This is a genomic window from Actinomadura rudentiformis, assembly GCF_008923185.1.
In the GTDB taxonomy this organism is placed as follows: Bacteria; Actinomycetota; Actinomycetes; order Streptosporangiales; family Streptosporangiaceae; genus Spirillospora; species Spirillospora rudentiformis.
Genome location: NZ_WBMT01000017.1, coordinates 126,031 through 152,526, shown reverse-complemented (window position 1 = coordinate 152,526; position 26,496 = coordinate 126,031). Strand labels below are relative to the sequence as shown.

The 26,496-nt window shown below is 69.6% G+C and carries 22 protein-coding genes; 11 read left to right on the top strand and 11 right to left on the bottom strand.

Annotated elements, in window-relative coordinates:
• Window positions 1-109 precede the first annotated feature (109 nt).
• From F8566_RS32425 to F8566_RS32405, 5 genes are all read left to right on the top strand, one after another.
• A complete protein-coding gene (locus F8566_RS32425; protein WP_192809968.1) occupies window positions 110-982 on the top strand; it encodes a 3'(2'),5'-bisphosphate nucleotidase CysQ in 873 nt (290 codons plus the stop codon).
• An 85-nt stretch (window positions 983-1,067) separates the two neighbouring features.
• Window positions 1,068-1,982 carry a sulfate adenylyltransferase subunit CysD gene (gene cysD / locus F8566_RS32420; RefSeq protein WP_151565665.1) on the top strand — a complete coding sequence of 305 codons (915 nt, stop codon included), beginning with the start codon at window positions 1,068-1,070 and terminating at the stop codon, window positions 1,980-1,982.
• 17 nt (window positions 1,983-1,999) lie between these two features.
• Window positions 2,000-3,262 (top strand): sulfate adenylyltransferase subunit 1, encoded by a 1,263-nt coding sequence (locus F8566_RS32415; protein WP_151565791.1) that lies wholly within the window; start codon window positions 2,000-2,002, stop codon window positions 3,260-3,262.
• A 96-nt stretch (window positions 3,263-3,358) separates the two neighbouring features.
• Entirely contained in the window at window positions 3,359-4,339 is a 981-nt protein-coding gene (gene rfbB, locus F8566_RS32410) for a dTDP-glucose 4,6-dehydratase (RefSeq protein ID WP_151565790.1), read from the top strand.
• Between the two features lie 46 nt (window positions 4,340-4,385).
• Window positions 4,386-5,531, top strand: a complete 1,146-nt coding sequence (locus F8566_RS32405) for a glycosyl hydrolase (protein ID WP_151565664.1) — start codon at window positions 4,386-4,388, stop codon at window positions 5,529-5,531.
• Here the strand turns inward: F8566_RS32405 and F8566_RS32400 are convergent.
• Entirely contained in the window at window positions 5,510-6,058 is a 549-nt protein-coding gene (locus F8566_RS32400; protein ID WP_151565663.1) for a glycosyltransferase, read from the bottom strand. The two genes, F8566_RS32405 and F8566_RS32400, sit on opposite strands and share 22 nt — an antisense overlap.
• The gene (gene pssD / locus F8566_RS32395) at window positions 6,055-6,525 is read right to left on the bottom strand and encodes a PssD/Cps14F family polysaccharide biosynthesis glycosyltransferase (protein ID WP_225993711.1); all 471 of its coding nucleotides are present in this window, start codon (window positions 6,523-6,525) and stop codon (window positions 6,055-6,057) included. Before pssD ends, F8566_RS32400 begins: the two co-directional genes overlap by 4 nt.
• Before the next feature lie 169 nt (window positions 6,526-6,694).
• Here pssD and F8566_RS32390 point away from each other — a divergent pair, with 169 nt between their 5' ends.
• Entirely contained in the window at window positions 6,695-7,591 is an 897-nt protein-coding gene (locus F8566_RS32390) for a glycosyltransferase family 2 protein (protein WP_151565662.1), read from the top strand.
• A gap of 71 nt (window positions 7,592-7,662) precedes the next feature.
• On the opposite strand, the gene F8566_RS32385 is transcribed toward F8566_RS32390, so the two are convergent.
• Both F8566_RS32385 and F8566_RS32380 read right to left on the bottom strand, forming a co-directional pair.
• Entirely contained in the window at window positions 7,663-9,579 is a 1,917-nt protein-coding gene (locus F8566_RS32385; RefSeq protein ID WP_151565661.1) for a tyrosine-protein kinase domain-containing protein, read from the bottom strand.
• 156 nt (window positions 9,580-9,735) lie between these two features.
• On the bottom strand, window positions 9,736-10,839 hold the full coding sequence (locus tag F8566_RS32380) for a right-handed parallel beta-helix repeat-containing protein (protein ID WP_151565660.1): 1,104 nt from the start codon (window positions 10,837-10,839) through the stop codon (window positions 9,736-9,738).
• A 287-nt stretch (window positions 10,840-11,126) separates the two neighbouring features.
• On the opposite strand from F8566_RS32380, the gene F8566_RS50245 reads away from it, so the two are divergent.
• The 4 genes from F8566_RS50245 (at window position 11,127) to F8566_RS32365 (ending at window position 17,582) form a co-directional block, all read left to right on the top strand.
• Window positions 11,127-12,503, top strand: coding sequence for an O-antigen ligase family protein (locus F8566_RS50245; RefSeq protein WP_192809967.1), 1,377 nt, complete (start codon window positions 11,127-11,129; stop codon window positions 12,501-12,503).
• Window positions 12,500-14,092, top strand: coding sequence for a lipopolysaccharide biosynthesis protein (locus F8566_RS32375; RefSeq protein WP_192809966.1), 1,593 nt, complete (start codon window positions 12,500-12,502; stop codon window positions 14,090-14,092). Before F8566_RS50245 ends, F8566_RS32375 begins: the two co-directional genes overlap by 4 nt.
• On the top strand, window positions 14,089-14,988 hold the full coding sequence (locus tag F8566_RS32370) for a sulfotransferase domain-containing protein (RefSeq protein WP_225993710.1): 900 nt from the start codon (window positions 14,089-14,091) through the stop codon (window positions 14,986-14,988). The genes F8566_RS32375 and F8566_RS32370 overlap by 4 nt, the downstream gene beginning before the upstream one ends.
• Before the next feature lie 209 nt (window positions 14,989-15,197).
• A complete protein-coding gene (locus F8566_RS32365; RefSeq protein ID WP_151565658.1) occupies window positions 15,198-17,582 on the top strand; it encodes a fibrinogen-like YCDxxxxGGGW domain-containing protein in 2,385 nt (794 codons plus the stop codon).
• 123 nt (window positions 17,583-17,705) lie between these two features.
• On the opposite strand, the gene F8566_RS32360 is transcribed toward F8566_RS32365, so the two are convergent.
• Both F8566_RS32360 and F8566_RS32355 read right to left on the bottom strand, forming a co-directional pair.
• Window positions 17,706-18,641, bottom strand: coding sequence for a hypothetical protein (locus F8566_RS32360; RefSeq protein WP_151565657.1), 936 nt, complete (start codon window positions 18,639-18,641; stop codon window positions 17,706-17,708).
• Window positions 18,642-18,963: 322 nt separating this feature from the next.
• Window positions 18,964-19,785 (bottom strand): phosphatase PAP2 family protein, encoded by an 822-nt coding sequence (locus F8566_RS32355; RefSeq protein ID WP_151565656.1) that lies wholly within the window; start codon window positions 19,783-19,785, stop codon window positions 18,964-18,966.
• Window positions 19,786-19,941: 156 nt separating this feature from the next.
• On the opposite strand from F8566_RS32355, the gene F8566_RS32350 reads away from it, so the two are divergent.
• Window positions 19,942-20,475: a hypothetical protein gene (locus F8566_RS32350; protein WP_151565655.1), complete on the top strand. Its 534-nt coding sequence runs from the start codon at window positions 19,942-19,944 to the stop codon at window positions 20,473-20,475.
• Between the two features lie 176 nt (window positions 20,476-20,651).
• On the opposite strand, the gene F8566_RS32345 is transcribed toward F8566_RS32350, so the two are convergent.
• The 5 genes from F8566_RS32345 to F8566_RS32320 all read right to left on the bottom strand — a co-directional run bounded on the left by F8566_RS32345 (window position 20,652) and on the right by F8566_RS32320 (window position 26,438).
• The gene (locus F8566_RS32345) at window positions 20,652-21,644 is read right to left on the bottom strand and encodes a sulfite exporter TauE/SafE family protein (RefSeq protein ID WP_151565654.1); all 993 of its coding nucleotides are present in this window, start codon (window positions 21,642-21,644) and stop codon (window positions 20,652-20,654) included.
• A gap of 95 nt (window positions 21,645-21,739) precedes the next feature.
• A complete protein-coding gene (gene cysC, locus F8566_RS32340; protein WP_151565653.1) occupies window positions 21,740-23,212 on the bottom strand; it encodes an adenylyl-sulfate kinase in 1,473 nt (490 codons plus the stop codon).
• A 155-nt stretch (window positions 23,213-23,367) separates the two neighbouring features.
• A complete protein-coding gene (locus F8566_RS51685; RefSeq protein ID WP_225993709.1) occupies window positions 23,368-24,210 on the bottom strand; it encodes a class I SAM-dependent methyltransferase in 843 nt (280 codons plus the stop codon).
• Between the two features lie 105 nt (window positions 24,211-24,315).
• Window positions 24,316-25,872 carry an MFS transporter gene (locus F8566_RS32325; protein WP_151565652.1) on the bottom strand — a complete coding sequence of 519 codons (1,557 nt, stop codon included), beginning with the start codon at window positions 25,870-25,872 and terminating at the stop codon, window positions 24,316-24,318.
• Window positions 25,869-26,438 carry a TetR/AcrR family transcriptional regulator gene (locus F8566_RS32320; RefSeq protein WP_151565651.1) on the bottom strand — a complete coding sequence of 190 codons (570 nt, stop codon included), beginning with the start codon at window positions 26,436-26,438 and terminating at the stop codon, window positions 25,869-25,871. Before F8566_RS32320 ends, F8566_RS32325 begins: the two co-directional genes overlap by 4 nt.
• Window positions 26,439-26,496 lie beyond the last annotated feature (58 nt).

The window sequence follows — 26,496 nt, the reverse complement described above, 5'->3', positions numbered from 1 at the left end:
CATGGCAAGGTGGAAGGTGAACGCCGCGGGCCCCGGCTGGAAGCCTGGAGGGGGCGGCGTGAGAATGTATACCGAACAGATCAACCGAGTCGGGAATGTGGGTCGAGCGATGACGGAGAGCGGCGGCGTGTCCGCGGTGACCGACGACCACGCGTTGGCGGCGGAACTCGCCGGGACCGCGGGCCGGATCCTGCAGGGCGTGCGCGAGGAGATCGGGTTCGCCGACTCCCGCCTCCTGAAGGACACCGGGGACCTGCGGGCACATGAGTACCTCATGGCCGCACTGGCCGAACGCCGTCCGGATGATGCGATCCTTTCCGAGGAGGGCCGCGCCTCCGTCGCGGGCAAGGGGGCGACGCCCCCCACGGCGAACACGGCCGACGAGGTACGGCTCCAGGCGGATCGGGTCTGGATCGTCGACCCGCTCGACGGGACCCGGGAGTTCTCGGAGGAAGGCCGCCGGGACTGGGCTGTGCACGTGGCGCTCTGGGAGAAGGGCCGGTTGACGGCGGGGGCGGTCGCGCTTCCGGCGCAGGGCAAGACCCTTGTCACCGATCCGGCCGGAGCAACTGTGGTCAACGTCACAGGGGTCGAGCCGTTGCGGGTCTCAGAGCCCGCCGCGGGACGGCTGCGCATCGCCGTGAGCCGCACCAGGCCGCCCGCGTTCGTCCAGCGTCTGGCCGAGACCCTGGACGCGAAAGTCGAACTGGTGCCGATCGGATCGGCGGGTGCGAAGATCTCCGCGGTGCTGCTCGGTGAGGTCGACGCGTACGTCCACGCGGGCGGCCAGTATGAGTGGGATTCGGCCGCTCCGGTCGCGGTGGCGCTGGCCGCCGGGGCCCACGCAAGCCGGATCGACGGGTCCGAGGCCGTCTACAACCAGAAGGACCCCCGGTTGCCGGATATCCTGGTCTGCCATCCCGTGTCGGCATCGACGCTGCTGACCGGCATCCGGGACGTGAGCGACGCCCTGCCGGAGTGACCCGTCCGGGGTACACAACCCAGCCGGTGGGAAGAGCGTTCCCCCGGAGCATCTGCCAGAAAGCGTGTGGAGAGAGCCCCAGACCATGCAGCGCTGCGATTACCTGTTGTCCCAGTTGGACGTGCTTGAGGCCGAGTCGATTCAGATCATCCGGGAGGTGGCCGCTGAGTTCGAGCGGCCGGTCCTGCTGTTCTCGGGCGGTAAGGACAGCATCGTGATGCTGCGGCTGGCCGAGAAGGCGTTCTGGCCGGCGCCCATCCCGTTCCCGGTGATGCATGTCGACACCGGCCACAACTTCCCCGAAGTCATCGAGTATCGGGACCGCCGCGTCGCCGAGCTCGGTGTCCGGCTGGTGGTGGCGTCGGTGCAGGACTCGATCGACCAGGGCCGGGTGGTGGAGGAGACCGGACGCCGGGCCAGCCGTAACCGGTTGCAGACCACCACGCTGCTGGACGCGATCGAGGAGCATCAGTTCGACGCCGCGTTCGGCGGTGCCCGCCGCGATGAGGAGAAGGCCCGCGCCAAGGAGCGGGTGGTGTCCTTCCGCGACGAGTTCGGGCAGTGGGACCCCAAGAACCAGCGCCCCGAGCTGTGGAACCTGTACAACACCAAGATCCGTCGTGGTGAGCATGTGCGGGTGTTCCCGCTGTCGAACTGGACCGAGCTGGACATCTGGGACTACATCCGGCGCGAGGGTCTGGAGCTGCCGCCGATCTATTTCGCGCACACCCGGATGGTGTTCGAACGCGACGGCATGCTGCTGGCCGACATCTCCTATGCCAACCGCGGCGAGGACGAGCCGGCGTTCGAGGCGACGGTGCGCTACCGAACGGTCGGGGACGCCTCCTGCACGGGTGCGGTGAAGTCGAGCGCGGCGACGCTGGATGAGGTGATCGAGGAGATCGCAGCGACCCGGATCACCGAACGTGGCCAGACTCGCGCCGATGACCGCACCAGCGAGGCCGCGATGGAAGACCGCAAGAAGGAGGGCTACTTCTAATGACCACCTCCAAGCAGATGGACATTTTGCGGTTCGCCACCGCCGGCAGCGTCGATGACGGCAAGTCCACCCTCATCGGCCGCCTGTTGTACGACTCGAAGTCGATTTTTGAGGATCAGCTGGAGGCGGTGGAGCGCACCAGTGTCGATCGGGGTGAGGATTACACCAATCTGGCGTTGCTGACCGACGGGCTGCGGGCCGAGCGGGAGCAGGGCATCACCATCGATGTCGCCTACCGGTACTTCGCCACGCCGCGGCGTAAGTTCATCATCGCCGACACTCCGGGCCACATCCAGTACACCCGCAACATGGTCACCGGCGCCTCCACCGCCGACCTGGCGATCATTCTGGTGGATGCCCGCAAGGGCATCCTGGAGCAGTCGCGGCGGCATGCGTTCTTGACCACGTTGCTGAAGGTGCCGCACCTGGTGGTGGCGGTGAACAAGATGGACCTGGTCGGCTACGACCAGGCCGTCTACGAGCGGATCATCGACGAGTTCACCGCGTTCGCCTCCAAGCTGGCCGTCACCGATCTGACGTTCATCCCGATCTCGGCGCTGCACGGCGACAACGTGGTGGACCGCTCGCCGAACATGGGCTGGTACGAGGGGTCGTCGCTGCTGCATCACCTGGAGCATGTGCACATCGCCTCTGACCGCAACCTGATCGATGTGCGGTTCCCGGTGCAGTATGTGATCCGGCCGCACAAGTCCACCGATCCCGAGCTGCACGACTACCGCGGGTATGCCGGGCAGGTCGCCGGTGGGGTGCTCAAACCCGGCGATGAGGTGGTGCATCTGCCGTCCGGGCTGACCACCACCATCACCCACATCGACGGCCCGGGCGGGCCCGTCGCCGAGGCGTACGCGCCGATGTCGGTGACGTTGCGGCTGGCCGACGACATCGACATCTCCCGTGGTGACATGATCGCGCGGCCGCACAACCGGCCCGAGGTCGCCCAGGATCTGGACGCGATGGTGTGCTGGATGACGCCGGATCGGGCGTTGTCGCCGCGGATGAAGCTGGTGATCAAGCACACCACCCGGACCGCCCGCGCGCTGGTCAAGGAGCTGCACTACCGGCTGGACGTCAACACCCTGCACCGTGACGAGACCGCCACCGCGCTGCAGCTGAACGAGATCGGCCGCGTCAGCCTGCGCGTCACCCAGCCGCTGTTCGTCGACGACTACAGCCGCAACCGCCTCACCGGCGGCTTCATCCTGATCGACGAGGCCACCCACAACACCGTCGCCGCCGGAATGATCACCGGCGCCAAGTAGGCCGGGCGCGTGGTGGACATCGACCGCGATCATCAGGGCGGGCGCCCGGCCTGCGGGCGCCCGCCCCGATCGGGGCGTCCCGCCGGCGAGGAGGTTCTGCGCGTTCTGGTCACCGGCGGGGCGGGGTTCATCGGGTCCCACTACGTGCGTTCGCTGGTCTCGGGCGAGTACCCGGCCTGGGCCGGGGCCCACGTCACCGTCCTCGACAAGCTGACCTATGCCGGCAACCTGGCCAATCTGGAGCCGGTCGCAGGCGGCTTCACGTTCGTGCACGGGGACATCTGCGACGAGGGCCTGCTCGCGAGGGTGGTCCCCGGCCATGACGTCGTGCTCAACTTCGCCGCCGAGTCGCACGTCGACCGGTCCATAGCCGACCCGGGCGACTTCGTGCGCACGAACGTCCAGGGCGTGCAGACCCTCATGCAGGCGTGCCTCAACGCCCGCACCCGGCACGTCGTCCAGGTCTCCACCGACGAGGTGTACGGGTCGATCGACAGCGGCGCGTGGGACGAGTCCGCCCCGCTCGCGCCCAACTCCCCGTACGCGGCGAGCAAGGCGGGCGGCGACCTGATCGCGCGAGCGTACGGGCAGACCCACGGCCTGCCGGTCAGCATCACCCGCTGTGGCAACAACTACGGCCCCTACCAGTATCCCGAGAAGATCATCCCGCTCTTCGTCACCCGTCTGCTGGATGGCCATGACGTCCCGCTCTATGGCGACGGCGATCATGTCCGCGACTGGATCCATGTGGACGATCACTGTCGCGGCGTCCAGCTGGTCGCCGAACGAGGCGCGCCGGGGGAGATCTACCACGTCGCGGGCACCGGCGAGCTGACCAACCGGGAGCTCACCCGCCGTCTCCTGGACATCCTGGGTGCCGCCTGGGAGCGGGTCCGGCACGTACCCGACCGCAAGGGCCACGACCGCCGCTACGCCCTCTCCGGCGCCAAGCTCCGCGCCCTGGGCCACCGCCCGCGCGTCGGCCTCGCCCAGGGACTCGCCGAGACCGTCCGCTGGTACGAGCGAAACCGCGCTTGGTGGGAGCCCCTGAAGGCGCCTTCCCAGGACGCGGCCTGACGGCTCCCGTTAAGGTGAATCCTCCCCGGCAAGGAGGTGGCACCCCATGGACAGGCGTGGGCAGCGCAGGCGGCTTGTCGTCATCTCCGTGATCGCCGCGACGGCGGGTGCGGCGTCCGTGCTGACCGCCTACGCCGCGACCGGCGGGGGATCGAAGGACGCCTCGCCGGGTGGGCACCGCCCGGCCGCTTCGGCGCCCGAGACCGTCAACACGGGGGTCCCGCAGACCTCCCCGGCGGAGAGCCGCCGGCAGGCCTCCGCGGCACGCAAGCCGAGCAAGAAGTGCGGCGTCAACTCCAAGCTCGTCCCCTCCTGCGGCGCGTTCTGGGGGATGTACTCGGTCAAGGGCCGCACGCTCACCACCTCCATCACCGATCTCGAGAAGCGCTTCGGCCGGCGCTTCGACATCGTGCTGCGCTTCCACGACTTCTCCAACGACCCGCCCGGGCGCTTCCCCGACGCCTCAGAGCAGGAGCTGGGTCGTTCCCGGCTCCTCTTCTTCGCCTGGGAGAGCAAGTCGTACAAGAGCCGGACCAGCTACAAGTGGCGAGACGTCGCGGCGGGCAGGTACGACTCGTCGATCATCGTGCCGGCGGCCAGGCGGGTCCGGGCGTACGGCAAGAAGGTCTTCATGTCCTTCGACCCCGAGATGGACCGGCACATGACCAAGGGCGAGCTGAAGGGGAACGAGGCGGAGTACGTGGCCGCCGCCCGGCACGTGCACCAGGTCTTCCAGCGGGCGGGGGTCAGGAACGTGGTGTGGGTCTGGACCACGACCGGCAGCCTCGGCGGCGACAACGCCCAGCGGATTCTGAAGTCCTATCCCGGGCACGCCTACACCGACTGGATCGGCTTCGACCCGTACAACTTCTACCAGTGCCACCGGGCGCCGTGGACGTCGTTCGAGGAGGAGGTCGGCGTCCCCTACCGCTGGCTGCAGCGGAACGGCTTGGGCGACAAGCCGTTCATCCTGCCTGAGTTCGGCACGCAGTTCGACTCCGCCGATCCCGAGCGTTCCCGCCAGTGGTACAAGTCGATCCCCGGTGTGATGGAGCGCGAGTTCCCCAACCTCAAGGGCCTCATCCGCTTCAATTCGGGTGAGGAGTGCGATGTCCAGCTGGACAACGGCCCGGGTATGGCGAACGCCTACGGTCAAGCAGGCAAGGCCCCCTACCTCAACCCGCCCCGCTGACGCAGCCGGAAGCGGCGGCGGCGAGGAGTCGCCACCAGGGCGTCCACCAGCTCGGTGAAGCGGGCGATGGCGGGGGCTGTTTCGTCGACGGAATGTTCCACCAGATAGGCCGTGGGATCGGCCAAGGCCTTGTTGAGGTGGTCGTGGAGCTCCTCGGCCGATTCGGCCAAGGCGATCTTTCCGATTCCGGCCACGTGGCGGGAGAAGCGCACCTGGTGGTCGTCGACGACCTCCTTCAGGGCGGCCAGGCGGGGGATGACGATGGGCAGCCGGCCCGCCTGGCGGCTCTCCATGATCGAGCCTGGGCCGCCCTGGCAGACGACCACGGTGGCCTCGCGGAAGAGGGCCTGCATCTCCGGGTGTGGCAGGAACTCGTGGCACTCGGCGCGGGCCGGGGCGCGCGCGGGGCCGTGCTGGACCACGCACCGGACGTCTCCGGCCGTTTCGAGCCACCGGTCGATCCAGTCCATCAGGCGGTCGAAACGATGATGGTCGGTGCCGACGGTGACGAAGATCAGCGGCTTCACAGGAGCTGTCCCACGACGGTGCCCTTCGGGTAGCGAGCGAGCTGCTCCTCCCACTGGACCAGGAAGAGGTCCGCGATCGGGTAGCAGAGCCGCCCTGTGAGGGTGCCGGAGTCGATCCGGTCGTAGACCTCCAGGTAGACGGTCCGTATGCCGAGCAGGCGGCCGAGGAGGAAGAACGGGAAGGCGACCCCGGCGCCGGTGCTGACGATCACGTCCGGGCGGAAGCGGGGAAGCAGCCGGACGGCGAGCCACAGGTTGCGCAGCAGGTTGGGGATGTTGCGCGTGGTGGGATGGAACGCCCAGGTCACCTGCTCGTCCGCGAGCAGCGAGCTCGCGTCGGCCTTGTCGAAGGTGACCCACATCCGCTCGTACGCCGACCACCAGGGCTGGAGCCGGTGAAGCTGGGTCAGGTGCCCGCCCGCAGAGCAGACCAGCAGCGCCTTCCCGGCAGTACCTTCGACCTTCACAGCCCCTCCAGCGCAAGTGCGCGAAGCACCCGGCCCCCCGGTGTGGATTGTCGAGACCGGCTCGTGTGACGAGCGGTATCAATGTGCCCCGACACTTTACAGTAGCCATACCTTTGTTCGAGGTCAGAAAGCACCTCACCTCACCTCACTCCCAGGGCAGGTCCACTCGATGTCCCCATCCGTCGGAGTCGTACTCCCCACGCACAACCGGCCTGAGCTGCTGCGGAAGGCGCTCGCCTCCGTGCTGGCCCAGGAGTACGACGGGGAGCTGCGCGCGGTCGTCGTGTACGACAAGGCGGAGCCCGATCTGACGCTGGTCTCCGAGCGGGTGGAGGTCATCGCCAACACGCGCACACCGGGACTCGCGGGCGCCCGCAACAGCGGCGTCCAGGCGCTGGACACCGATCTGGTGGCGTTCTGCGACGACGACGATGTGTGGCTGCCGGGGAAGATCGCGGCGCAGGTCACGGCGCTGGAGGCTGAGCCGGACGCGGTGCTGTGCAGCTCGGGCATCCTGATCGACTTTGACGGGCGCGAGCTGCCGCGCCTGGCGGAGACCGACCGGGTGACCTACGACGCCCTCATCAAGGACCGCGTGATGAGCGTGCACTCGTCGACGTACCTGGCCCGGCGCGCGGCGCTGGTCGAGATCGGGATGGTGGACGAGACGATCCCGGGCAGCCAGGGCGAGGACTGGGACCTCGCGCTGCGGGCCGCCCGCCGGCATGCGATCGTGAACGTGGACGAGCCGTTCGTCCGGGTGCTCTTCGGCTTGACCTCGCACTACGCGCAGGCGTGGGAGACCAAGGTCGACGCCCTCCAGTGGTTCCTGGAGCGCTATCCGGAGATCGCTCGCGAGCCCGGTGCCGCAGGGCGGGTGTACGGGCAGATCGCCTTCGGCTGCGCCACGATCGGCCGCCGCCGCGACGCGGTCCGCTGGGCGGGCCGCGCGTTGCGGGCCAACCCGCGCGAACGCCGGGTGCCTTTCGCCTTGGCGGTGGCGTCCGGAGTGGTCTCGGGCAAGCGCGTGCTGCTTGCGCTGCACACGCGCGGGCGCGGCATCTGACCCCGTGGTGCCCGTCGTGCCCGTTGTGACCGTCGTGCCGGGCGGCACGGCCTCAGCCGTGCCGCCGCAGCTCAGGGGCGATTGCTCTTGCTGTCGCGGTCGCGCAGGGTGTCGGTGGGATTGCCGTCGTCGTCGGCGAACGCGGCCGCCAGATCATCACTGATCTTGCCGATGATCATGGTGGAGGCGTCCGGCGGCTCGTCGTTGGACCCCGGCCCGTGCTTGCCGCGCCCCGGGCGCCAGTCGTCGTCCGCGCCGGAGGCCGACCCGCCGCGGCTCGGCTGCCACTCGTCGTCGGTGAGAGCGCCGTGCTTGCCGCGGCTCGCCGCCGTCCGCTCCTCGCTCTTGCCGGCGTCGCCGATGAGATCGGAGTCGTCCAGCTCGTAGCCGGTCGGCTCGCGGCGCGTACTCGACCGTGCGGAGGACGGCGAACGGGACGTCCCGCCGGCGACGAGATTCTGGGCGGCCGCGTGGTCGCCGGCCGAGTGGTGATGCCGGGCCGGAAGGGTGGGCGGCGGCGCGACGACGGTTTTGTCGTCCTGGTTGGGCAGCACGACGGCGCCGAGCACGGCGGCGCCCATGCGGTGGATCCGGCGGACGCCGTCCCGTACCTGGTTGTAGCGGGTACGCGGGACCTCGACCACGACGAGCGCGGCGTCGGCCAGGTCGGCCAGGGCCTGCGCGTCGGCGCCCAGTTCCGTGGAGGGCGCCTCGATGACGGTGAACCGCGCCTGCTTGCGGAGCGCCTCGATCAGATGCGCCATCTGCTCGCGTTGCAACATCTCGGCGGCCATCTCGCCGTCGGTGCCCGCCGTGATCGTCGCCAGCGTGGGCAGGCCGTGGTTCTTGCGGAACACCTCGCGGAGCTCGGCACGGCCGAGCAGCAGCTCCGACAGCCCCGGACCCCGGTCGAGACCGAGCAGCTCACCGGCGATCGAGGCGTTCAGGTCGGCCGAGACGAGCAGGACCTTCGATCCGGTGCGCGCGAGCGCCGCGGCGAGGTTGGCCGACACGATGCTGGCGCCCCGGCCGGGAGCCGCGCCGGTGACGAGGAGCACGTGGTTGCCGTGGCCCAGGGTCGCGGTGATCGCATGGGACAGCTCGTGGAAGCTCTGGCCGCTGCGGCTCCGGGCGGGCAGCAGGCCGAGCCCCTCCCCGCCGCGGTGTGGCGGGATGTCGAGCATGACCGGCAGATCCAGGACCCGTTCGACATCGCCGGCACCCCGTACGCGCGGGTCCATCCGGTCGTACACGATCGCCAGCAGTATGCCCAGCAGCAGCCCGCCGACCAGGCCGCTGGGCAGGAACTTGACGGGGTCGGGGCTGGCCGGCCCCTCGGGCAGCGGGGCGTTGGTGATGATCTCGCCGCCGCTGATGTTCGCCATCGAGACCCGGATCTCCGACAGCTTGCCGCTGAACGCGGTGAGCTGGCTGCCGATGACCCGCCGCTGCGCGGTACTGGCGGTGATCGCCTTCTCCTGCAGATCGTTGATCTGCAGCTGGAGCGTCTCGGCCTGCTTCTGGAGCCGCGCGAGCGCCTTGTCCTGACGATCCTTGAGGTAGGCCTGCGCGAACGCCTGAGCGCCGGCGCGCGCCTTCTCGGCGGACGAGGCGGGCCAGTCGATCACCAGGACGGCCGAGTCGGACGGCACCGTGACCTTGACCGCCCGGCCCAGCTCCAGCGGCGAGGCGGAGGTCTTCAGCTCCTTCTGCACCAGGGTGGCGACCTCGGCGGAGCGGATCCGCTGCGCCTCCGTCTCCAGGTTGATCGTCTGGTTGGTCCGGCCCGCGACCGGGGTCTCGCCGGGGCCCGTCGCCATCACCTGGACCACCGCCGTCGAGACGTAGGTCTTGGGCATGAGGAAGAGGGCGGCAGTGGCCAGGCCCAGCCCCACCAGCGCGCCGGTGACGACGAGCCACCACCGGCGCCGGAGCATGGCCGAGTACTCCGCGAGCTCTGTGGAGCCGGCCTTAGCGGTGGAGTCCATCAGGGGCGTTTCCTCTCGCGGCCGTGGTGGAGTGCGGGCCGATCAAGTGTTTCTTCCACGGATGAGCGTTCCTGGAAGGGGGTGCGCAACAAGATACCTTGACGTCGGCATGGTGAATCGGGCATGGCGAACCGGTGGCGACGGCGAATGGCGTGATCATCGTTTGTTCAGCAGCCCGGCGACGTTGTCCCAGCCCGTGTGGCCGCTGACCCTCCCCTCGTCCGCCATCGTGGCGGGCACGTTGAATCCGTACCGCTGCTGCGGGGGCTCGCCGCCGACCCTCCGGTCGAACGCCTGGCAGCCCACCAGGGACGTCTGGTCACCCTGGACGACGTGGAAGCCGTCCGCCGTGCCGGCCGTGCCGCCCACGTCCCGCATCCCGGCCGTGTCGGCCACGCAACCTGTGAAGACGTTGCGATCGGACTCGATGAACCAGCCGTGGCTGCGGATGTCCTGGGCCTCGCAGCCGATGAACTTGTTGCGGCTCGACTTGATGTGCCAGCCGTAGTCGCGGCAGTACCAGGCCTTGCACGCCTCGAAGAAGTTGTTGGTCCCGCCGATGCCGTTCGAACCCGGAATGGCGGCCCCGACGTAGAAGCCCGCGCTGGAGCCGGTCTGCCGGCGGGTCGTGGCCTCACAGGCGATCCACCAGTTGTCGGGTGCCTCGACCCGGAACCCGTACCGGCCCGCCTGCCGCACCCGGACCCGGCTGGTGACGCATGCCTGGGTGTCCCGGCCGCGGTAGGCGACGCCGTCCAGCACGGGCTGGTGGATCGACATGTTGTCGAGGCGGCAGACCGAGTCGGGCTCGCCCTTGTAGAACCGGTCCGTCCCCGAGATGTCGAGGTCGATGCCGATCGCGGCACGGTCCGCGCAGTCGAGGACGAGGTCGCCGATCATCACCCCGTCGACCGACCGCCCGTTCCCGATGGCGATCATCGTGGGCATCCGGCTCGTGGCGAGCAGGCGCGTCTGCTGGCCGACGCCGCGGATCGTGCATCCGCCGGTCGGCACGATCGGCTGTGTCATCCGGTATTCGCCCACCCCCAGCAGGACGGCCTTGGCGCCGCCCTCGATGGCGTCCTGGATCGACCCGCCCGGAGGCACGTACGTCCAGGGGCCGTCCCCCGGCCTGACAGCGCCGGGCCGGTCGCCGCCCCGGGAGAATCCCTCGTCGGCCATGGCACCGGCCGTCACCCCCGCCGCGGCGATGGCGGCGCCCCCGAGCACCGACCGCCTCTGGTACCAGCGTTCCTCCACCGACCAAGTCCTCCCCGAATGTGGTGACGTCCCGATGCGACGCCTGATGTGACATCCGGTGTTGGACGCGCACCGAGGTGCTGAAGATGTCCTGAGCGCCGCAAACACAGGTGACGGCAACCTGGGGGCAAAGGAGCGGTAAGCTCGGGCCTCCGAGTGTACGGGCGGTGGAGGCATCCGCGCGGGGCCTCGCACGCCGCCGCGAAGCAAGGCGTGATGGGGAAGTCCCGGGGGTCTGGGGGTCGTCCCCCAGAAGGAAGGGAGTCGGGCATGGGGGCGCACAGGCGGTGCTGACGGTCGCGTCGCGGTCTGAGGCGCCGGCCGATCCGCCCGAGTCCCAGCACCACGCCGCACCCGAGCGGATCCGCGTCGAGCCCATCCGCCGCGATCTTCCGGTGTGGCCCCTGACGTTGCTGTTCGCCGGCTTCCCGATCTTCTGGCTGCTGGGTCTCGGCGCGTTCGCGGCGCCCATCGCCGGCACCGTGATGGCCGCGCACATGATGTTGCGCGGCGGCATCCGGAGCCCGCGAGGCTACGGGGTCTGGCTGCTGTTCCTGATCTGGATGTTCTTCGCGGGGACGCAGATCGACTCGTTCGGCCGCGGGATCGGCTTCGTGTTCCGTTCGCTGAACTACGGCGCCGCAACCGTGATCTTCCTGTACGTCTTCAACTGCTCGCGTGAGCGGCTGCCCGTGCGCCGGATGGTCGGGCTCGTGACCGTCTTCTGGGTGTGGGTGGTGATCGGCGGCTATCTCGGCGTCCTGATGCCCAAGTTCGGGCTGACGACGCCGTTCGAGATGGTGCTTCCCAAATCCATCTCCTCCAACGACTACGTCCGTGATCTCGTGCATCCGCGCATGGCCGAGATCCAGCAGCCCTGGGGCGCCCCCGCCCCCTACAACCGGCCACGCGCCCCGTTCCCGTACACCAACGCCTGGGGCAGCCACTACGCGCTGCTCTTCCCGTTCGTGGTGCTCATGATCACCTGGGCCCGGCCGGTGGTGCGGTTCCTGCTCCTCGGGCTGATGGCCGCCTCGCTGGTGCCCGCGTTCGCCACGCTCAACCGGGGGATGTTCCTCGCGGTCGTCGCAGGAGTCCTCTACACGGCGGTGCGCTACCTGCAGCGGGGCCACGTGCGCTGGCCCGCCGCCGTGATCGCGCTGATGTCGCTCGGCGGCATCGTGGCGCTGCTCGGCGGCGTGGTGTCCGGTGTCTCCAGCCGGACCACCTACAGTTCGACCAGCAGCGACCGCATCGGCCTCTATGTCGAGACGTTCGTGCGGACCCTCGATTCGCCGATCCTGGGCTACGGGGCGCCGCGACCGTCCGAGCAGTATGTGGTCTCGGTGGGCACGCAGGGCCAGTTCTGGAACGTGATGTTCTCCTACGGCTTCCCGGGGCTCGCGCTGTTCTGCGGATGCCTGTGGCTGCTCGCCTGGCGTACCCGGCGCGTCCGTGCCGACAGGCTCCTGTGGTTGCACGCGGTCCTGGTGATGTGCTCGTTCATGCTCTTCTACTACGGGCTGGACCAGACCGAGCTCGTTCTGATCTTCGTCGCGGCGGCCCTCGTGCTGCGCGAACCGCAGAGCGTGCGTCCCGGTCTCCCCGGTGTCCGCAGGATCACCGGCGTCCGCGCGGCCGTACGGCAGGGAGGCCGCGGGTGACGACGGCGATCGGGTCGCCCGCGCAGCCAGGCCGGCCCGGGGGGCACCCCCGGCGAGACCTGCGGGACTTCGCGCGCGGCGGGGCGATGGGCCTGGCCAGCTCGATCATCGCGGCCGCGTCGGGGTTCCTGCTGACGGTCGTCGTCGCCCGGACGCTGGGCGCCGCCGAGGCCGGCGTCTTCTTCGTCGTCGTGGCGCTCTTCACGATCGTCGCGGAGATCGCCGAACTCGGTGCCGACACCGGTCTGGTCCGCACGGCCGCCCGGCTGCGCGCCCTGGACCGGGTCGCCGACCTGCGCCGGGTCATGGTGGCCGCGCATGTCCCGGTGGTGATCGCGGGTCTGGCCTGTTCGGTCCTCGGGTTCGTGGCGGCCCCCTGGATCGCCGGCACGTTCGCCGACCCCGGCCATCGCGACACCGCCGAACTGCTGGTCCGGATCGCGGCCCCGTTCGTCGGCGTGATGGCGCTGGCGCGGGTGTCGCTCGGCGGCACCCGGGGGCTGGGCAGCGTCGCCGCCTACTCGCTGATCAACAACGTGGTGCTGCCCGGTGCCCGGCCGCTGCTGGTCGGGCTGGTGTTCGTGCTCGGCATGGGCGCGGCGGGTGTCATGGTGGCATGGACGGTACCGGTCGCCGTCTCCTTCGCCGCCGCGACGATCGTGCTCTGGCGGATGCTGCGCCGTGTCGAACGCGCCGAGTCGGCCGGAGGCGCGTCGGAGGAGTCGGGCTCGGCGGCGGTACGGGAGTTCTGGGCGTTCTCGGGACCCCGTGGTTTCGCGGCGGCCGTGGAGATCGCACTGGTGTGGGCGAACGTGCCGCTCGTGGCGGTGATGGTCTCCAGCCAGGACGCCGGCGTCTACGCCACGGCCAACCGCTTCGTGAGCACGGGCACGCTGGTCTTGCAGGCCGCGCGCATCGCGGTGGCGCCGCAGGTGGCGGCGATGCTCGCCCGCGAAGAGAACGACCGGGCCGAACAGCTCAACTCCCTCGCCACCCGGTGGGTCGTCCTCGCATCCTGGCCGATCTACCTGGCGCTGGCCTGTTTCGGGCCGTTCCTGCTCGCCCTCTTCGGTGAGGACTTCACCGGCGGCGCGGCCGCGCTGATCGTGCTGGCGGGGGCGATGCTCCTGGCGCTGGGCGCAGGGAACGTGCAGACCGTCCTGCTGATGGGTGGCAAGAGCACCTGGAGCCTGGCCAACAAGGTCGCCGCCCTCACGATCAACCTCGTGCTGACGCTGCTCCTCGTCCCCCCGTTCGGCATCGTGGGGGCGGCGGCCGCCTGGGCGGTCGCGATGCTCGTCGACACGGTCGCCGCCGCCGTCCAGGTTCGCTACCTGCTGGGACTGCGGCTGGACCTGCGGAAGATCACCGTCACCGGGCTGTGGGCGCTGGTGTGGTTCGGCCTGACCGGCGTCGCGCTGCGGCTGGCGTTCGGCACCTCGGCCCTGGTCTTCGGCGCGTACATCGTCATCGCCTGCGCTGGTTACGGCGCCACGCTGTGGCGCCTGCGCGGCAGCCTCGAAGCAGGCGCGTTCCTCGGCGCCATCAAGAACCGCGGCCAGAACGGGAAAGAGAAGGAGAAGGCGTGAGCAAGGACCTCGTCGCCAGGATGAAGGACCGTTCGCCGCGGGCCCTCAAGGACGTGGCCAACACGGTGACGCGGGCCTACGGCATGCGCACCGCGGAGCGGCGGCACCTGCCCGACTTCATGGTCATCGGCACCAAGCGGGGTGGCACGACCTCGTTGTGGAACTACCTGGTCCAGCACCCGCTGGTGATGCCGATGTATCCCGCGTCACGCGGGCTGAAGAGCCCCTGGTACTTCTACGTCAACTACGCCAAGGGCGACACCTGGTACCGGTCGCATTTCGCGACCGAACGCCAGCTCGACGAGGTCGAGGCCGTGCACGGAACGCGGCCGGTGACGGGCGAGGCGTGCCCGTACTACCTCTACCATCCGGCCGCCCCGGAACGGATCGCCGCACGGATGCCGGAGCTGAAGGTGATCGTCGTGCTCCGGGACCCGGTCAAGCGGGCCTACTCCCACTACTGGGAGGCGGTCGGCAAGGGCGTCGAGGACCTCGGCTTCGAGGAGGCCCTGGCAGCAGAGCCGGAACGGCTGCGGGGCGAGCGTGAACGGATGGCCGCAGATCCGCTCTATTACAGCAAGCCGCACGACTTCCACAGCTATCGTGATCGCGGAATCTATCTGCCGCAGTTGGAGCTGTGGACCAAGCACTTCCCGCGCGACAACTTTCTGATCATGTCGGCGGACGAACTGTACGGGGATGAGCAGGCGGCCGTGGACCGGGTCTGCGGTTTCCTCGGCCTGCCCCCGCACCGCATGAAGAGCGCCGAACGCCACAACCACCTTCCCGCGCCGCCGATGGATCCCGCGACCAGGCAGGAGCTCACCGAGTTCTACCGGCCCCACAACCGGGCGCTCTTCGACTGGCTCGGGGAGGACTACGGCTGGCCGAGTTGACCGGTCTGATCAGACCGGGCCAAAGCGACGACGCATGGATGTCGCTGTTGGTTTACCTCGGAAATCACTAATCCGACTTTGTGCTTTTCGTTGACCACAAGTTGCGATTTGCACTAGCGTAACTCCGTTCTCAAATGTGTGCCCTTGGGCGAAGTGTGGACTCATCCACTCGCCGGGCACATCTCGCCTCCGCATCTTCCCGGGGAGTCATGGCTGTTCGATCGAGCATCGTTCGCGGGATCCGAGGGCGTTCCCGCGCGTTGACCATCGGCGTCACCACGGCGGCGGTGGTGGGAACGGGAGCCGTCGTCTTCACGACGCAAGGCGCCCAGTCCACCGCCGTCTCGCTGAGCGCCGCCGCCGTCACGCGCAATGGCACGTCGGCCGCCACGGCCGCCGCCTCCTGCTGGGCGATCAAGCAAAGCAACCCCGCCGCCGCAGACGGCATCTACTGGCTCCAGACGCCCACGCTGGTCGCGCCAGAGCAGTTCTACTGCGACATGACGACCGACGGCGGAGGCTGGGTCCTCATCGGCCGTGGCCGCCAGGCGTGGAACTTCGCCTACCCCGGCCAGCAGGGTGCGGCCAACGTCCGCAACACCCCGACCGGCCCCGCCGCCTTCAACCCGGCGGCGCTGCCCGGTGACACCATCAACGGCCTGCTGAACGGCGCGAACGTCAAGGACCTCCCGGACGGCGTGCGGATCAAACGTGCCACCAACGTCGACGGCACCAAGTGGCAGGAGGTGCGCTGGAAGTTCGCCAAGCCCACCAAGTGGTCGTGGACCTTCGACGCCGACCCGGCGCACCCGCTCACCTCGGTGAGCTTCGACGGCACCTCGTTCAGTGGCGGCGACACCGGCGACACGGCGCGCGACTCCGCCCTCAACCCGACGCGGCGCATCTACACGCGCGAGCGCAAGGAGAACGGCTGGGCGCGCGGCTTCGCCTACGGCGGCTACGTCACGGCGGGCAGCAACAGCCCCACCAGCTACCTGTGGAAGTCGGGCAACCTGGGCGGCGACGCGATCCCCTTCGCCCAGGTGTTCATCCGGCCGAAGATCACCAGCGTGACGTATCCGGAGATCCCCCAGGGCGGGACCCCGGCCGACACCAAGCCGCCGCTCATCAGCAACGCGACCTCGGCCACGCCGTGGGGCGTCACCGAGACCATGACCGGGCTGCCCGGTGAGGCGCACCTGGAGGTGCAGGGCTTCGCGGTCAACGGCAACACGATCTACGTCGGCGGCGAGTTCAAGAACGTGCAGAAGGGCCCCAACCCCGCCGCGGGGGAGAAGGTCGCGCAGCCCTACCTCGCCGCGTTCGACACCCAGACCGGCGAGTGGAAGCCCGACTTCCGGCCCAAGCTCAACGGCAGCGTCTGGGATCTCCAGATGGTCGGCGGCAAGCTCGTCGTCGGCGGCGAGTTCACCAAGGCCAACGACGCCGCCAACACCGCCGGACTCGTCGCGCTCGACCCGGTGACGGGCAAGAACGCGCCGGGCTGGCAGGCGAACGTGACCGCCACCAACGGCGGTGCCGCGGTCGTCCGCACGCTCGACCTCCAGGGCGACTGGCTGTACGCGGGCGGCACGTTCACCAAGGTCCGCGGCGGCAACCCGATCACCGCCGATGTGACCCTCGGCCGCGCGGCCCGCTTCCGGGCCTCCGACGGCAGGCCGGACGGCACCTGGAAGCCCAACTTCAGCGCCATGGTGATGGAGCTGGACGCCACGGCCGAGCGGGTCTACTTCGCCGGTCACTTCACCTCCGTGAGCGGCCAGCCCGCACGCAAGATCGCGGTCCTCGGCACCGCCTCGCCGGCCGCCAAGGTGCCCGGTCTGAACGACCAGAACTGGCAGCCCAGCGACCCCGACATCCAGAAGCAGTACCAGCAGATCATCCGCGCGTACGGCGACAAGGTCTGGGTCGGCGGCTCCGAGCACGTGTTCCAGTCGTACACCGCGAGCGCCTTCGACCGGATCCGCGGCGTCATCACCAAGCCGGGCGGCGACTTCCAGGCCGCCGCCGAGATCAACGGTGTCGTGTACGGCAGCTGCCACTGCTACAAGTTCGTCTACCACGACGCCGACAAGTGGCCGACGCCGAGCACCTGGTCGCAGATCCAGACGTCCAACGCCGTCATCGCCTTCGACGGCAAGACCGGCGAACCACTGCCCAACTTCTGGCCCAGCCTCGCCACGCGCGCCGGCAACGGCCCGTTCGAGCTGACCCGTGACAACCAGGGCTGCCTGTGGGTCGGCGGTGACGTCAACCGCGGCTCGTGGGCGGGCAGCGGCTACCAATGGGCCGGTGGTTTCGCCAAGTTCTGCGCGAGCGACGCGACCGCACCCGGCAAACCGTCCAACCTCAAGGCCACAGCGGTGGACGGCGGGGTCAAGCTGACCTGGACGGGTTCCACAGACAACTCCGGCGCGGTCAAGTACGAGATCCTGCGGGACGACCGGGTCGTCGGTGTCACGACCAGCACGACGCTCACCGACCTCGTCGCGGGCGCTCACCGCTACTACGTGCGGGCGGCCGACTGGTCGGGCAACCGTTCCGCCTCCACCGCCGCGGTGACCACCCCGTAAGAGTCACCCCGGCGAAAGTCACCTCGTGACATACGTGGACGGCCCGGGTCAGGCATCAGCCTGATCCGGGCCGTTCAGTCGTCGTTCGGTTGTGCTGGGGACCTCTGCGGGAGCTGGCTCCGGTCACGTGGTTTCCGCGTGCTCCCAGCGCGCCAGGACGTCCAGCATCGCGGGGTAGAGCGCAGGGTTCCAGCCGCCGCCGCCACGCTTGAGCCGGTACGTTCGCACGAACATCTCCAGCAGGTAGAGACGCGACAACAACTCCCTGGCTTCGGGAGCGACGCCCAGTGGGGTGAGGTCGTTCTGTGCCGCAGCCTCGACGGCGGCGACGGCAGAGTCGAGTGGAGCGCCGCGCAGCACGAGGGCGACCTGGAAACGCCAATGCAGCAGGTCGAGGCCCACCGGGACGTCCGGGGCGCTGTGCTCCCAGTCCCACACGTGAAGCTCGTCTGTGCCGTCGCTGGTTCTGTGGTGACCGACGTTCCAGGGGACCCAATCTCCATGCCAGCGGCCCACACGGAGCTTGAGATCCCCGTAGCGGCGTACCAGCGACTCCAGGACACCCGACATGCTCGTGGAGAGCCGTGGTTCGTCGTCCATGGCCGCGATCTCGTCCCGGAGATGTCGCAGGAACAACGACTCGTCGAACCGGTAGACCCGCGCGCCGGGGCTCTCCGCGACGGCGAGCAGAGCCGCCGGATCGGGGAGGGTGTCGGGATCGGCGTGCCCTCGTACGCCCAGGGGAAGCGGAGCCGTGACGGTGACCACCAGGTCCCGCCATGCGCCATGGTGCAGGACGCGGGGCACGCGCAACGGCCCCGGCTCGCCGATGGCGGCGGCCGCTTCGGCCTCGGTCGCCGCCATCGCCCGGGTGGCCGGACTCCAGCCGACCTTGGCATAACCGGCAGGGGTGCCGTCGCCCGCGAAGAGCTGCAGGGTCGGCTTGCCGTTGGGATCGAGCGGCCTCACACCGAGTCCGATGACGATCTCCGGCAACCCGAGGACCTCGCGCAGATGCTCGCCCAGCAGATGGTCGGCTGGCGCCACATCCTCCCGCACGCCCACCGTCAACCGATGCCGGATGAGTCGTGGAGCCAGACCGATGCGGAAGCCCGCCCCCAGCACCGCCCTGGTGGCGCGAATCTTGCCGGAACGAAGACGGTTGTAATGCGTCAGGCTAGCCGCGGCAGCGGCCGACCCGGCGAGTGGTACGAGAAACTTGGCAGAGGCCGGATTGGGCACCACGGCATAACGTTCAGCCGCGCGATACCCGGCGGGCAGATCTCCCAGCGTTACGTGGACCTCCGAGGAGTCGCCCCACAGGCGGGAGATGAGCTCGCGCAGGGACGGGGACGCCGTCAGGGTTCCTCCAGAGCAGGTGCTAAGTCAGGACGTCCGACTTTATCGCCCGCTCATCTCCCACAGGGCTCGTAGCGGCAACAGCCGGAGCTAGAAGCGGGCGTACGGCGAAGGCGAGCGTCACCAGCAGTACGGCCCCGTACAACCAGCCAGCCGGGATGTCGGTCAGCCAATGCTTGCTCACGTACAGGCGGGTGAATCCCTCCACATACGCAAGCGTGGCCAACAGGGCCCAGCAGATGCCACGCACCCGTTTGCTCACCTTGACGTATGCGAAGAGAAGGAACATCGCCATGCCCGTGATGCAGATCAGCCGGGCACAACCCCCGGAAGGGAACGTGCCGGTCGTGTTCGGTGGATGGCCGCGATCCACGATGCGGCTCATCCCCATCTGCTGGAAGTGCTCCACGACGATCGTCGTCAGCATGACCGTGACCGGCACCCAGCGCCGTCCCGCCGGAGCCAGGAAGGTCAGCAGCGCGCCGGCGATCAGGCCGAACGACCAGATCTGGTACATGTCGCCCATCTGGCCGATGGCCAGCAGGGCGTCGTACCAGCCGTCGGTCTGGTGGCGCTCCACCCAGCGATAGACCGAATGGTCGACCGGCCCGTCCAGAAGAGCGATGGCCTCCCCGAACGGAATCGCCACCACGGTGATCACGAAGACGCCGGCCCCCATGAAGAAGACGAAGGCGCCGAAAGGCCCCACCGTCTCGGTGGCCTGGCCCTGAAGGGTCCGCAACTTGCCCGGTGCGAACTCCGCACGGCCACGGAACGACAACGCGAGACTCGCCGCCAGCACCACGACTGTGCCGACGATTCCCCCGATGATCCCTAGAAGCATTCAGGGAGTATCCCATGCGTTATGCCCGTTATGGACCCTAAAGTATGTCGTCACTCAGGGTGATTCAGGGGTCCTGTTACCCCGAACCGGTCATCGCATCCGCTACGCACCCATAGGATTCCAACGCTGCACATGAGGAGAAACAGGGGGCCTCTTATGGCGTTCCGGCCGCGTACCGCATGCGTCCTGACGGCGTTCGCGCTCTCGACCCTTGCCGCCTGCGGCGGTGGAGACAAGGACTCCCCGCCCGCCGCCCAGAGCCCGTCCACTCCCGCGCAGCAACAGGCATCGTCCCCGTCCAACCCGGGGACCGCGCCCAAGGCCCAGCCGAAGGTCCAGCCCAAGGACAAGGCCGCGCCCCCCACCTCCCGGCAGGCCCCGTACCTGAACCCGCCCGCCGTGGGTCGGACGGGCGCCGTCTGCGGTACCGCCGTGAACGACGCGTCCGCCGAATACGCGCTGAAGGTCGCCCGCGGCCAGGTCAAGTGCAGCGAGGCCCGCACCGCTTTCACCAACTACTTCGGCTATGTCCGCGCCCGTGAGGCCGCCGGCTACGGCTACGACGGCCGGGCCGTCAAGATCAAGGGTGGTTGGATCTGCCGCCCCCACGCCAAGGGCGACGTCACCGGACGCTCCATCGACTGCGTCAAGAGCGGCTCACTGGTCAACGCCACCGTCATCCGTACCTGACCACGGCATTCACCGTCGCGTCGGTCATGCATTTCTCTTGGCTGGATATCTCTCTTGGCTGGATGTCGCCCTATCGCCTGACCGTAACTAATGGCCTGTTCTCAGGCATACCTGCGCCGGGAATTTCGGCTCTCCCGGCCCGGGGACATGCTCATCGGAAACGGTGACGGCTTCATTCACGTGCGCTGGGGGGCGGGTTCGGGCTGGTCGTCGGGGGTGCGTGCGGGTGCCCGTTCGGGGGTCCGTGGGAGGGCGGGGAGGCCGTGGTGGCGGCGCACCAGCATCCATGCGACCGCGGTGCCGGCGACGAGGCCGATGAGGGTCCAGGCGAGCGGGACGGCGCCGAGGCCGAACATCTTCAGTGCTGAGGCGACGAGCACGAAGCCCAGCGCCCGGCGGATCAGCCCGCCCGGGGCGCGGGAGGAGATCTTGGAGCCGAGGTAGACGCCCGGGATCGAGCCCACCAGGAGGGCCGTGGTGACCTCCATCCGGAAGTCGCCGAACAGGAGATGGCCCACGGCGGCGGCGAAGACCAGCGGGACGGCTTGGAGCAGGTCGGTGCCGACGAGCTGGTTGGCTTTGAGCGTGGGATAGAGCGCCAGCAGCGCGACGATGATGAGGGAGCCGGAGCCGACGGAGGTGATGCCGACCACCAGGCCGCCGATCGCGCCGACGAGCACCGTCGGGAGCGGCCGGATGGTGATGTCCGGTGTCTCGCGGGCGGCCGGTTCGCCGGGCGCGGCGGTGCGGCGGTCCGTGCCGGTACGCCGTGCGGCCCGATCGACGAGTGCCTGGTAGCCGCGGACGACGAGCCCGGCGGCGGCGATCAGGAGCGCGACGCCCATCGCCTTCTGGATGACGTTCTCGACCTCGGCGCCCTCGCCGAGGGCCCGCGCGATCAGCACTCCGGAGAACGCGGCGGGCACCGATCCCACGCACAGCCAGGCGACCAGCCGCATGTTGATCGTGCCCTGGCGGTAGTGCACGGCGCTGCCGACCGGCTTCATCACGGCGGCGGCCACCAGATCGCTGGAGACCGCCGCGAGGGGGCTGACGCCGAAGAACGTCACGAGCATCGGCGTCATCAGCGCGCCGCCGCCCATGCCGGTGAGGCCGACGACGATGGCCACGAGGAACGAGCCGAACGCCATCGTCCAATCGAAGTCCATTGGCATGACCTACCAGACATATAGGAAAACTAGAGCACCAGGGTACGGGGAGCCCGAGCCAGGTTTGAACCCCCAGCCCTAGTGAGTGACCTGCGTCACTCGCCTCGTATCCAGCCTCCGGCGACCAGGAGGTCCAGGACGTGCCGCACGGCCTCGCCGGGGGACATCGTGGAGGTGTCCAGGGACAGATCGGCGTCTGCCGGCTCCTCGTAGGGGTCGGAGACACCGGTGAACTCCGGGATCTGCCCCGCGCGGGCCTTGGCGTACAGCCCCTTGCGGTCGCGGCGCTCGCACACCTCCAGCGGAGTGGAAACGTGGACGAGGATGAAGTCGCCGACGGCCGAGACCATGCGCCGGACCTCGGCACGGGTCGCCGCGTAGGGCGCGATGGGCGCGCAGATCGCGACGCCGCCATGGCGGGTGACCTCGGCGGCCACGTAGCCGATGCGGCGGATGTTGAGGTCGCGGTCGGCCTTGGAGAACGTGAGGCCCGCCGACAGGAGGCGCCGGACGACATCGCCGTCCAGCAGGCTGACCGTGCGGCCGCCGCGTTCGACCAGGGCGTCGGCGAGGCCGCGCGCCACCGTCGACTTGCCCGAGCCGGACAGCCCGGTGAAGAACACGGTGAGGCCGCGCTCGTGCTTGGGCGGCCGCGCGACGGCCAGCTCGGCGGCCACCGCGGGCGTGGTGAACCAGTCCGGGATCAGCTCGCCGCGGTCGAGCAGCGCGTTCAGCTGGTTCTGGGAGAGCTCGGCCTGGACGTGGTCGGGTTCGATCCGGGCCACCGGCCGCCACACCTCGACGTCCGCGTCGTAGGCCCAGGGCTCCGGCGTGACCACCGGGACCGCCGTGCCCTCCACCTCGGCGTCCGCGAGGAGATGGGTGGCGCCGTACGCGGCGGCCACGTGCGAGCGCAGGAGGGTGTCACGGTCGTCGTCGATGTCGTGCCGCACCAGCGGGACGGGGATGATCTGCGTCCCCTCGGGCAGCTCCTTGCGCACGGCCAGGAGTGCCCGGACGAGGGCCTCGTCGTGCTCGCCGCCCAGCAGCGGGAGCAGGAGCACCTGGGCGTTCAGGCCCTCGGCGACCTGCCTGAGCTGGCCGAGCTGCTTGCGATGGAGCGGATCGCGGGTGGCCACGGCCAGCACCGGCCCGTCCGACTTGGTGATCTCGTCGGGGCGGCGGCGCATGGAGTGGAACGGTCCGTGCGCGGGTGCCCGCAGCGCCTCCAGCGGACCGGCCAGCTTCCAGGCCTGCGTGGTGGGATCCTGCCAGGCCTCGGCGACCTGCAGCACGGCCAGCGGGACGCCCTCCGGGTCCTGGAGGACGAGTCGTTCCTCCGCCGTCAGCTCCTTGGGCACCGAGAGCGTGACCGGGACGGGCCAGGGAGTGCCGTCGGCCAGCCGCCCACCCGCGATCACCATGGCCGTGTCGAACGAGCCGAGGAAGCCGGTGAGCGGCCGGTAGACCCCGGCCAGCAGGAGCTCCAGGTCGGCCAGCTCGGCCGGCCCGGGGGTCCAGGTGGGCAGGTCGCGCAGCGTGTCGGGAAGGCCGGCTTCGGCGGTCACCGCGGTCTCCGATCCTGCCCGGTGACGATGCCGGGCTGGTGCAGGTCAGTGTCTCCTGGGATGTCCCCAGGCCTCGCAAAAAATACTGCTGCGTGACCAGTGCTTGCACCTCGGCGGGCCGTGGCCGGCAGCGGCGTGCCTTGGATGACCCTGCTTCAGATGACTCTGGCGAACCGGTTCTCCGGCTTGCGGATGACCAGCGTCGTCTCGCTGTACTCGGCAGTGAGACGGCCGCGGCTGAGCGTCGCGACCAGACGGCAGAGACGGCCGGCGAGGCCGGTTCCGGCCGCGAGGGCGTTCAGCGAGTCGCGCGACGTGTACTCCTCGGCGATCACCAGGCCGCGCATCACGCAGTACCACTGCATGCCCTGCCGCGACGCCACTCGCTCGTAGACGCCGCGCGGCGGCACGTCGGCATGCCCTCTCGCCTCCTCGTCCTTGTTCTCCGCCTTCTCCTGTGCCTTCTTCTCTGCCTTCTCCTCGTTCTGTGCCTGTTCTGCGTGTGCCTGTTCCGCGTGTGCGAGCCGTTCTCGGGCCGGGAGCCGGCTCCAGATCGGGCCGCTCAGCCACCGGGGCAGCGTGCGGTCCAGGAAGCCGAACGCGGTGTTGCGGTCGCGGATGCGGATCAGGAGCAGGCCGCCCGGTTTGAGCGCGGCCACGAACCGGTCGAGCACGAGCTCGGCGTTCGGGACCCGTTCGATGAGGTAGGTCGCGTGCACGATGTCGTAGGCGCGGGGCGGCATCGGCACCGTCCGCAGGTCGCCGAGGTGCCACGCGTCCAGGTCGGTGCGCCGGCTGGTGTGGGCGCGCAGCGCGGGCGCGTCCAGGTCGACCCCGGTGACCTGGCGTTCACGGTCACCGAGGTCCAGGCCGCGGCCCCACCCGCAGCCCGCCTCCAGGATGTGGAGGCGCTGCAGGGGCTTGTCCTGCGCGTACTGGCGGGCGCGTTCGGAGAACAGATCGCCGTCGTTGACCGGCGGCCTACGCAGATCGGTCACAAGTACTCAGCGTAATCGCATGACTGCGTACTGTCCGCTATTTACCCCATTCTTTGGCATGGCGCGTGTCGGACCGGCAGAACGGTTCTCAGTCCTGGCGCCGTCTCAGTTGTGGCCCGAGGACACGTCCAGGTCACGCGGGGTCATGAGCCAGACGACCGTGGCGGTGGCGATCAGCAGGGCGCCGCCCGCGAGGCCGGCCCACTGCAGCGACTCGGTGAAGGCGGCCTGGGCCCGTGCGGCCAGCTCGGCTCCGGCGGTCCCCGCCTCCCGCGCGACGTCCATGGCGCCGCCCAGCGATTCGCGGACCGTCCCCGCCGCCGGCCCGGAGACGCCTTCGGCCGCGAGCTGCTCGGTGGACAGGTCACCGCGGTAGACGGCCGCGGCCACGCTGCCGAGCACCGCGACGCCGAGGGTGCCGCCGAGCTCGTAGCTGGTCTCCTCGATGGCCGCCGCGCTGCCCGACTTCTCCGGCGGCGCGCCCGCCATGATCACCGCGGACGCGATGGCGAGCGAGCCGAGGCCGATGCCGACCAGGAGCAGCGAGATCGCGACCGCGAGGTAGTTCAGCGGCTCGGGCCAGAAGAAGATCACCAGATAGCCGGCGCCGGTGACCGCGAGCCCGCCCGCGAGCACCACGCGTGCGCCGATCCGGGATGCCAGCGCGGGCGCCAGCGGCGACGCGATCGCCGCGCCGACCGCCTCGGGCAGCAGCCGCAGCCCGGTCTCCAGCGGAGAGTAGCCCTGGACGAGCTGCATCCACTGCGCCATGAGCAGCATGGTCGCCGCCATCGCGATGCTGACCGTGAGTGCGGCCAGCACACCGGCGCTGAACGCCGGGCGCCGGAAGAACCGGATCTCCAGGACGGGATCGGGCCGCCGCAGGCAGCGGCGCAGGAACCAGCCGAGCGTCACGACCGAGACCGCCGCTGACACCAGGGCCCCGGTGTCGCCGAAGCCGTCCTTGCCGAAGTGTTTGATCGCGTACACCAGCGCGACCATGCCGACGATGGACAGCGCGGTGCCGAGCGCGTCCCAGCGGCCCGGCCGGGGGTTGCGCGACTCCGGCAACAGGATGAGCCCGGCGATGATGGCGACGACCATGACCGGCACGTTCACCAGGAAGGCCGAGTGCCAGGAGAAGCTCTGCAGCAGGGCGCCGCCCAGGATCGGGCCGAGCGCGCCGCCGAGTGCGGCCATGGTGGCCCAGACGCCCAGCGCCGTCGCGCGCTCCTTCGGATCGGTGAACAGGCTGCGGATCATCGACAGCGTGGACGGCATGATCATCGCACCGCCGACGCCGAGCAGCGCCCGGAGCGCGATGACCTGGCCGGTGCCGTTCACGATCAGAACTCCGGCGGAGGCGAGCCCGAATATGGTGAAGCCGGTCAGCAACATGCGCTTGCGGCCCCACCGGTCGCCGAGGTTGGCGGCCGTGACGAGCAGTCCGGACACCACGAGCGCGTAGACGTCGACCATCCACAGCAGCCCGACCGAGTCGGGTCGCAGGTCGGCCGAGATCTCGGGCAGCGCCACGTTCAGGATGGTCATGTCCATGACGACGAGCAGCAGGCTCGCCGACAGGACCGCCAGCCCGGCCCAGCGCCGCGGATGCGGCGGCGGTACCGAGGCGGCGTCGACGGTGGTCTGCGCGATGCTCATGGGATGCCTCCGGCTCCGTTGCCGTTCAGGAAGGTCTCGAGGACGAGCTTGTCCAGGTCACGGCGGGCGACGTTGCCGTAGCGGAGGCTGTCGCGGGCCGCGATGAGCAGGCCGTAGACCGCGTAGGAGATCCAGCGGACGGGCACGTCCGAGCGGAGCACGCCGGCCCGTTGGGCGGCCGTGTAGAAGACGACCTCGCGTTCTTCGAGCTCGTTGGCGCGGGCCACCAGATCGGGCAACTCGGCCAGGAAGTGGTCGGTGAGCGTGAAGCCGTACTCGTCCACGTCGAGGACGAAGAGGTGGATCGCCGTGCGCAGTGCCGCGGCGATCCGCTCCGGGTCTCCGGAGGCGGCGGCCTCCGCCAGCCCCGCCTCGTTCTGGGACGCCTCCCAGCGGTCGAGGGAGCGTTCGCCCAGCTCATGGATGAGGGCTTCGCGGCTGGCGAAGTGGCGGTGCAGGGTCGCGCGGCTCGTGCCGATCGCCTCGGCCAGCCGGGCCATCGAGGCCGTGGGCTCCTTGTTCAGGTGCTTGATCGCCGCAGCGATGATCTTCTCTCGATTAGACATTCACGTTCCAAGTGAGACGATTTTGTCTCATGCTACACGAAACCGTCTCACGCATCGA

What these genes read in the sequence shown, in the direction of transcription:
- F8566_RS32425 (WP_192809968.1), top strand. Translation starts at nt 110, where the DNA reads ATGACGGAGAGCGGCGGCGTGTCCGCGGTGACCGACGACCACGCGTTG.
- cysD (WP_151565665.1), top strand. Translation starts at nt 1,068, where the DNA reads ATGCAGCGCTGCGATTACCTGTTGTCCCAGTTGGACGTGCTTGAGGCC.
- F8566_RS32415 (WP_151565791.1), top strand. Translation starts at nt 2,000, where the DNA reads ATGGACATTTTGCGGTTCGCCACCGCCGGCAGCGTCGATGACGGCAAG.
- F8566_RS32405 (WP_151565664.1), top strand. Translation starts at nt 4,386, where the DNA reads ATGGACAGGCGTGGGCAGCGCAGGCGGCTTGTCGTCATCTCCGTGATC.
- F8566_RS32390 (WP_151565662.1), top strand. Translation starts at nt 6,695, where the DNA reads ATGTCCCCATCCGTCGGAGTCGTACTCCCCACGCACAACCGGCCTGAG.
- F8566_RS32385 (WP_151565661.1), bottom strand. Translation starts at nt 9,579, where the DNA reads ATGGACTCCACCGCTAAGGCCGGCTCCACAGAGCTCGCGGAGTACTCG.
- F8566_RS32365 (WP_151565658.1), top strand. Translation starts at nt 15,198, where the DNA reads ATGGCTGTTCGATCGAGCATCGTTCGCGGGATCCGAGGGCGTTCCCGC.
- F8566_RS32355 (WP_151565656.1), bottom strand. Translation starts at nt 19,785, where the DNA reads ATGCTTCTAGGGATCATCGGGGGAATCGTCGGCACAGTCGTGGTGCTG.
- F8566_RS32350 (WP_151565655.1), top strand. Translation starts at nt 19,942, where the DNA reads ATGGCGTTCCGGCCGCGTACCGCATGCGTCCTGACGGCGTTCGCGCTC.
- F8566_RS32345 (WP_151565654.1), bottom strand. Translation starts at nt 21,644, where the DNA reads ATGGACTTCGATTGGACGATGGCGTTCGGCTCGTTCCTCGTGGCCATC.
- F8566_RS32325 (WP_151565652.1), bottom strand. Translation starts at nt 25,872, where the DNA reads ATGAGCATCGCGCAGACCACCGTCGACGCCGCCTCGGTACCGCCGCCG.
- F8566_RS32320 (WP_151565651.1), bottom strand. Translation starts at nt 26,438, where the DNA reads ATGTCTAATCGAGAGAAGATCATCGCTGCGGCGATCAAGCACCTGAAC.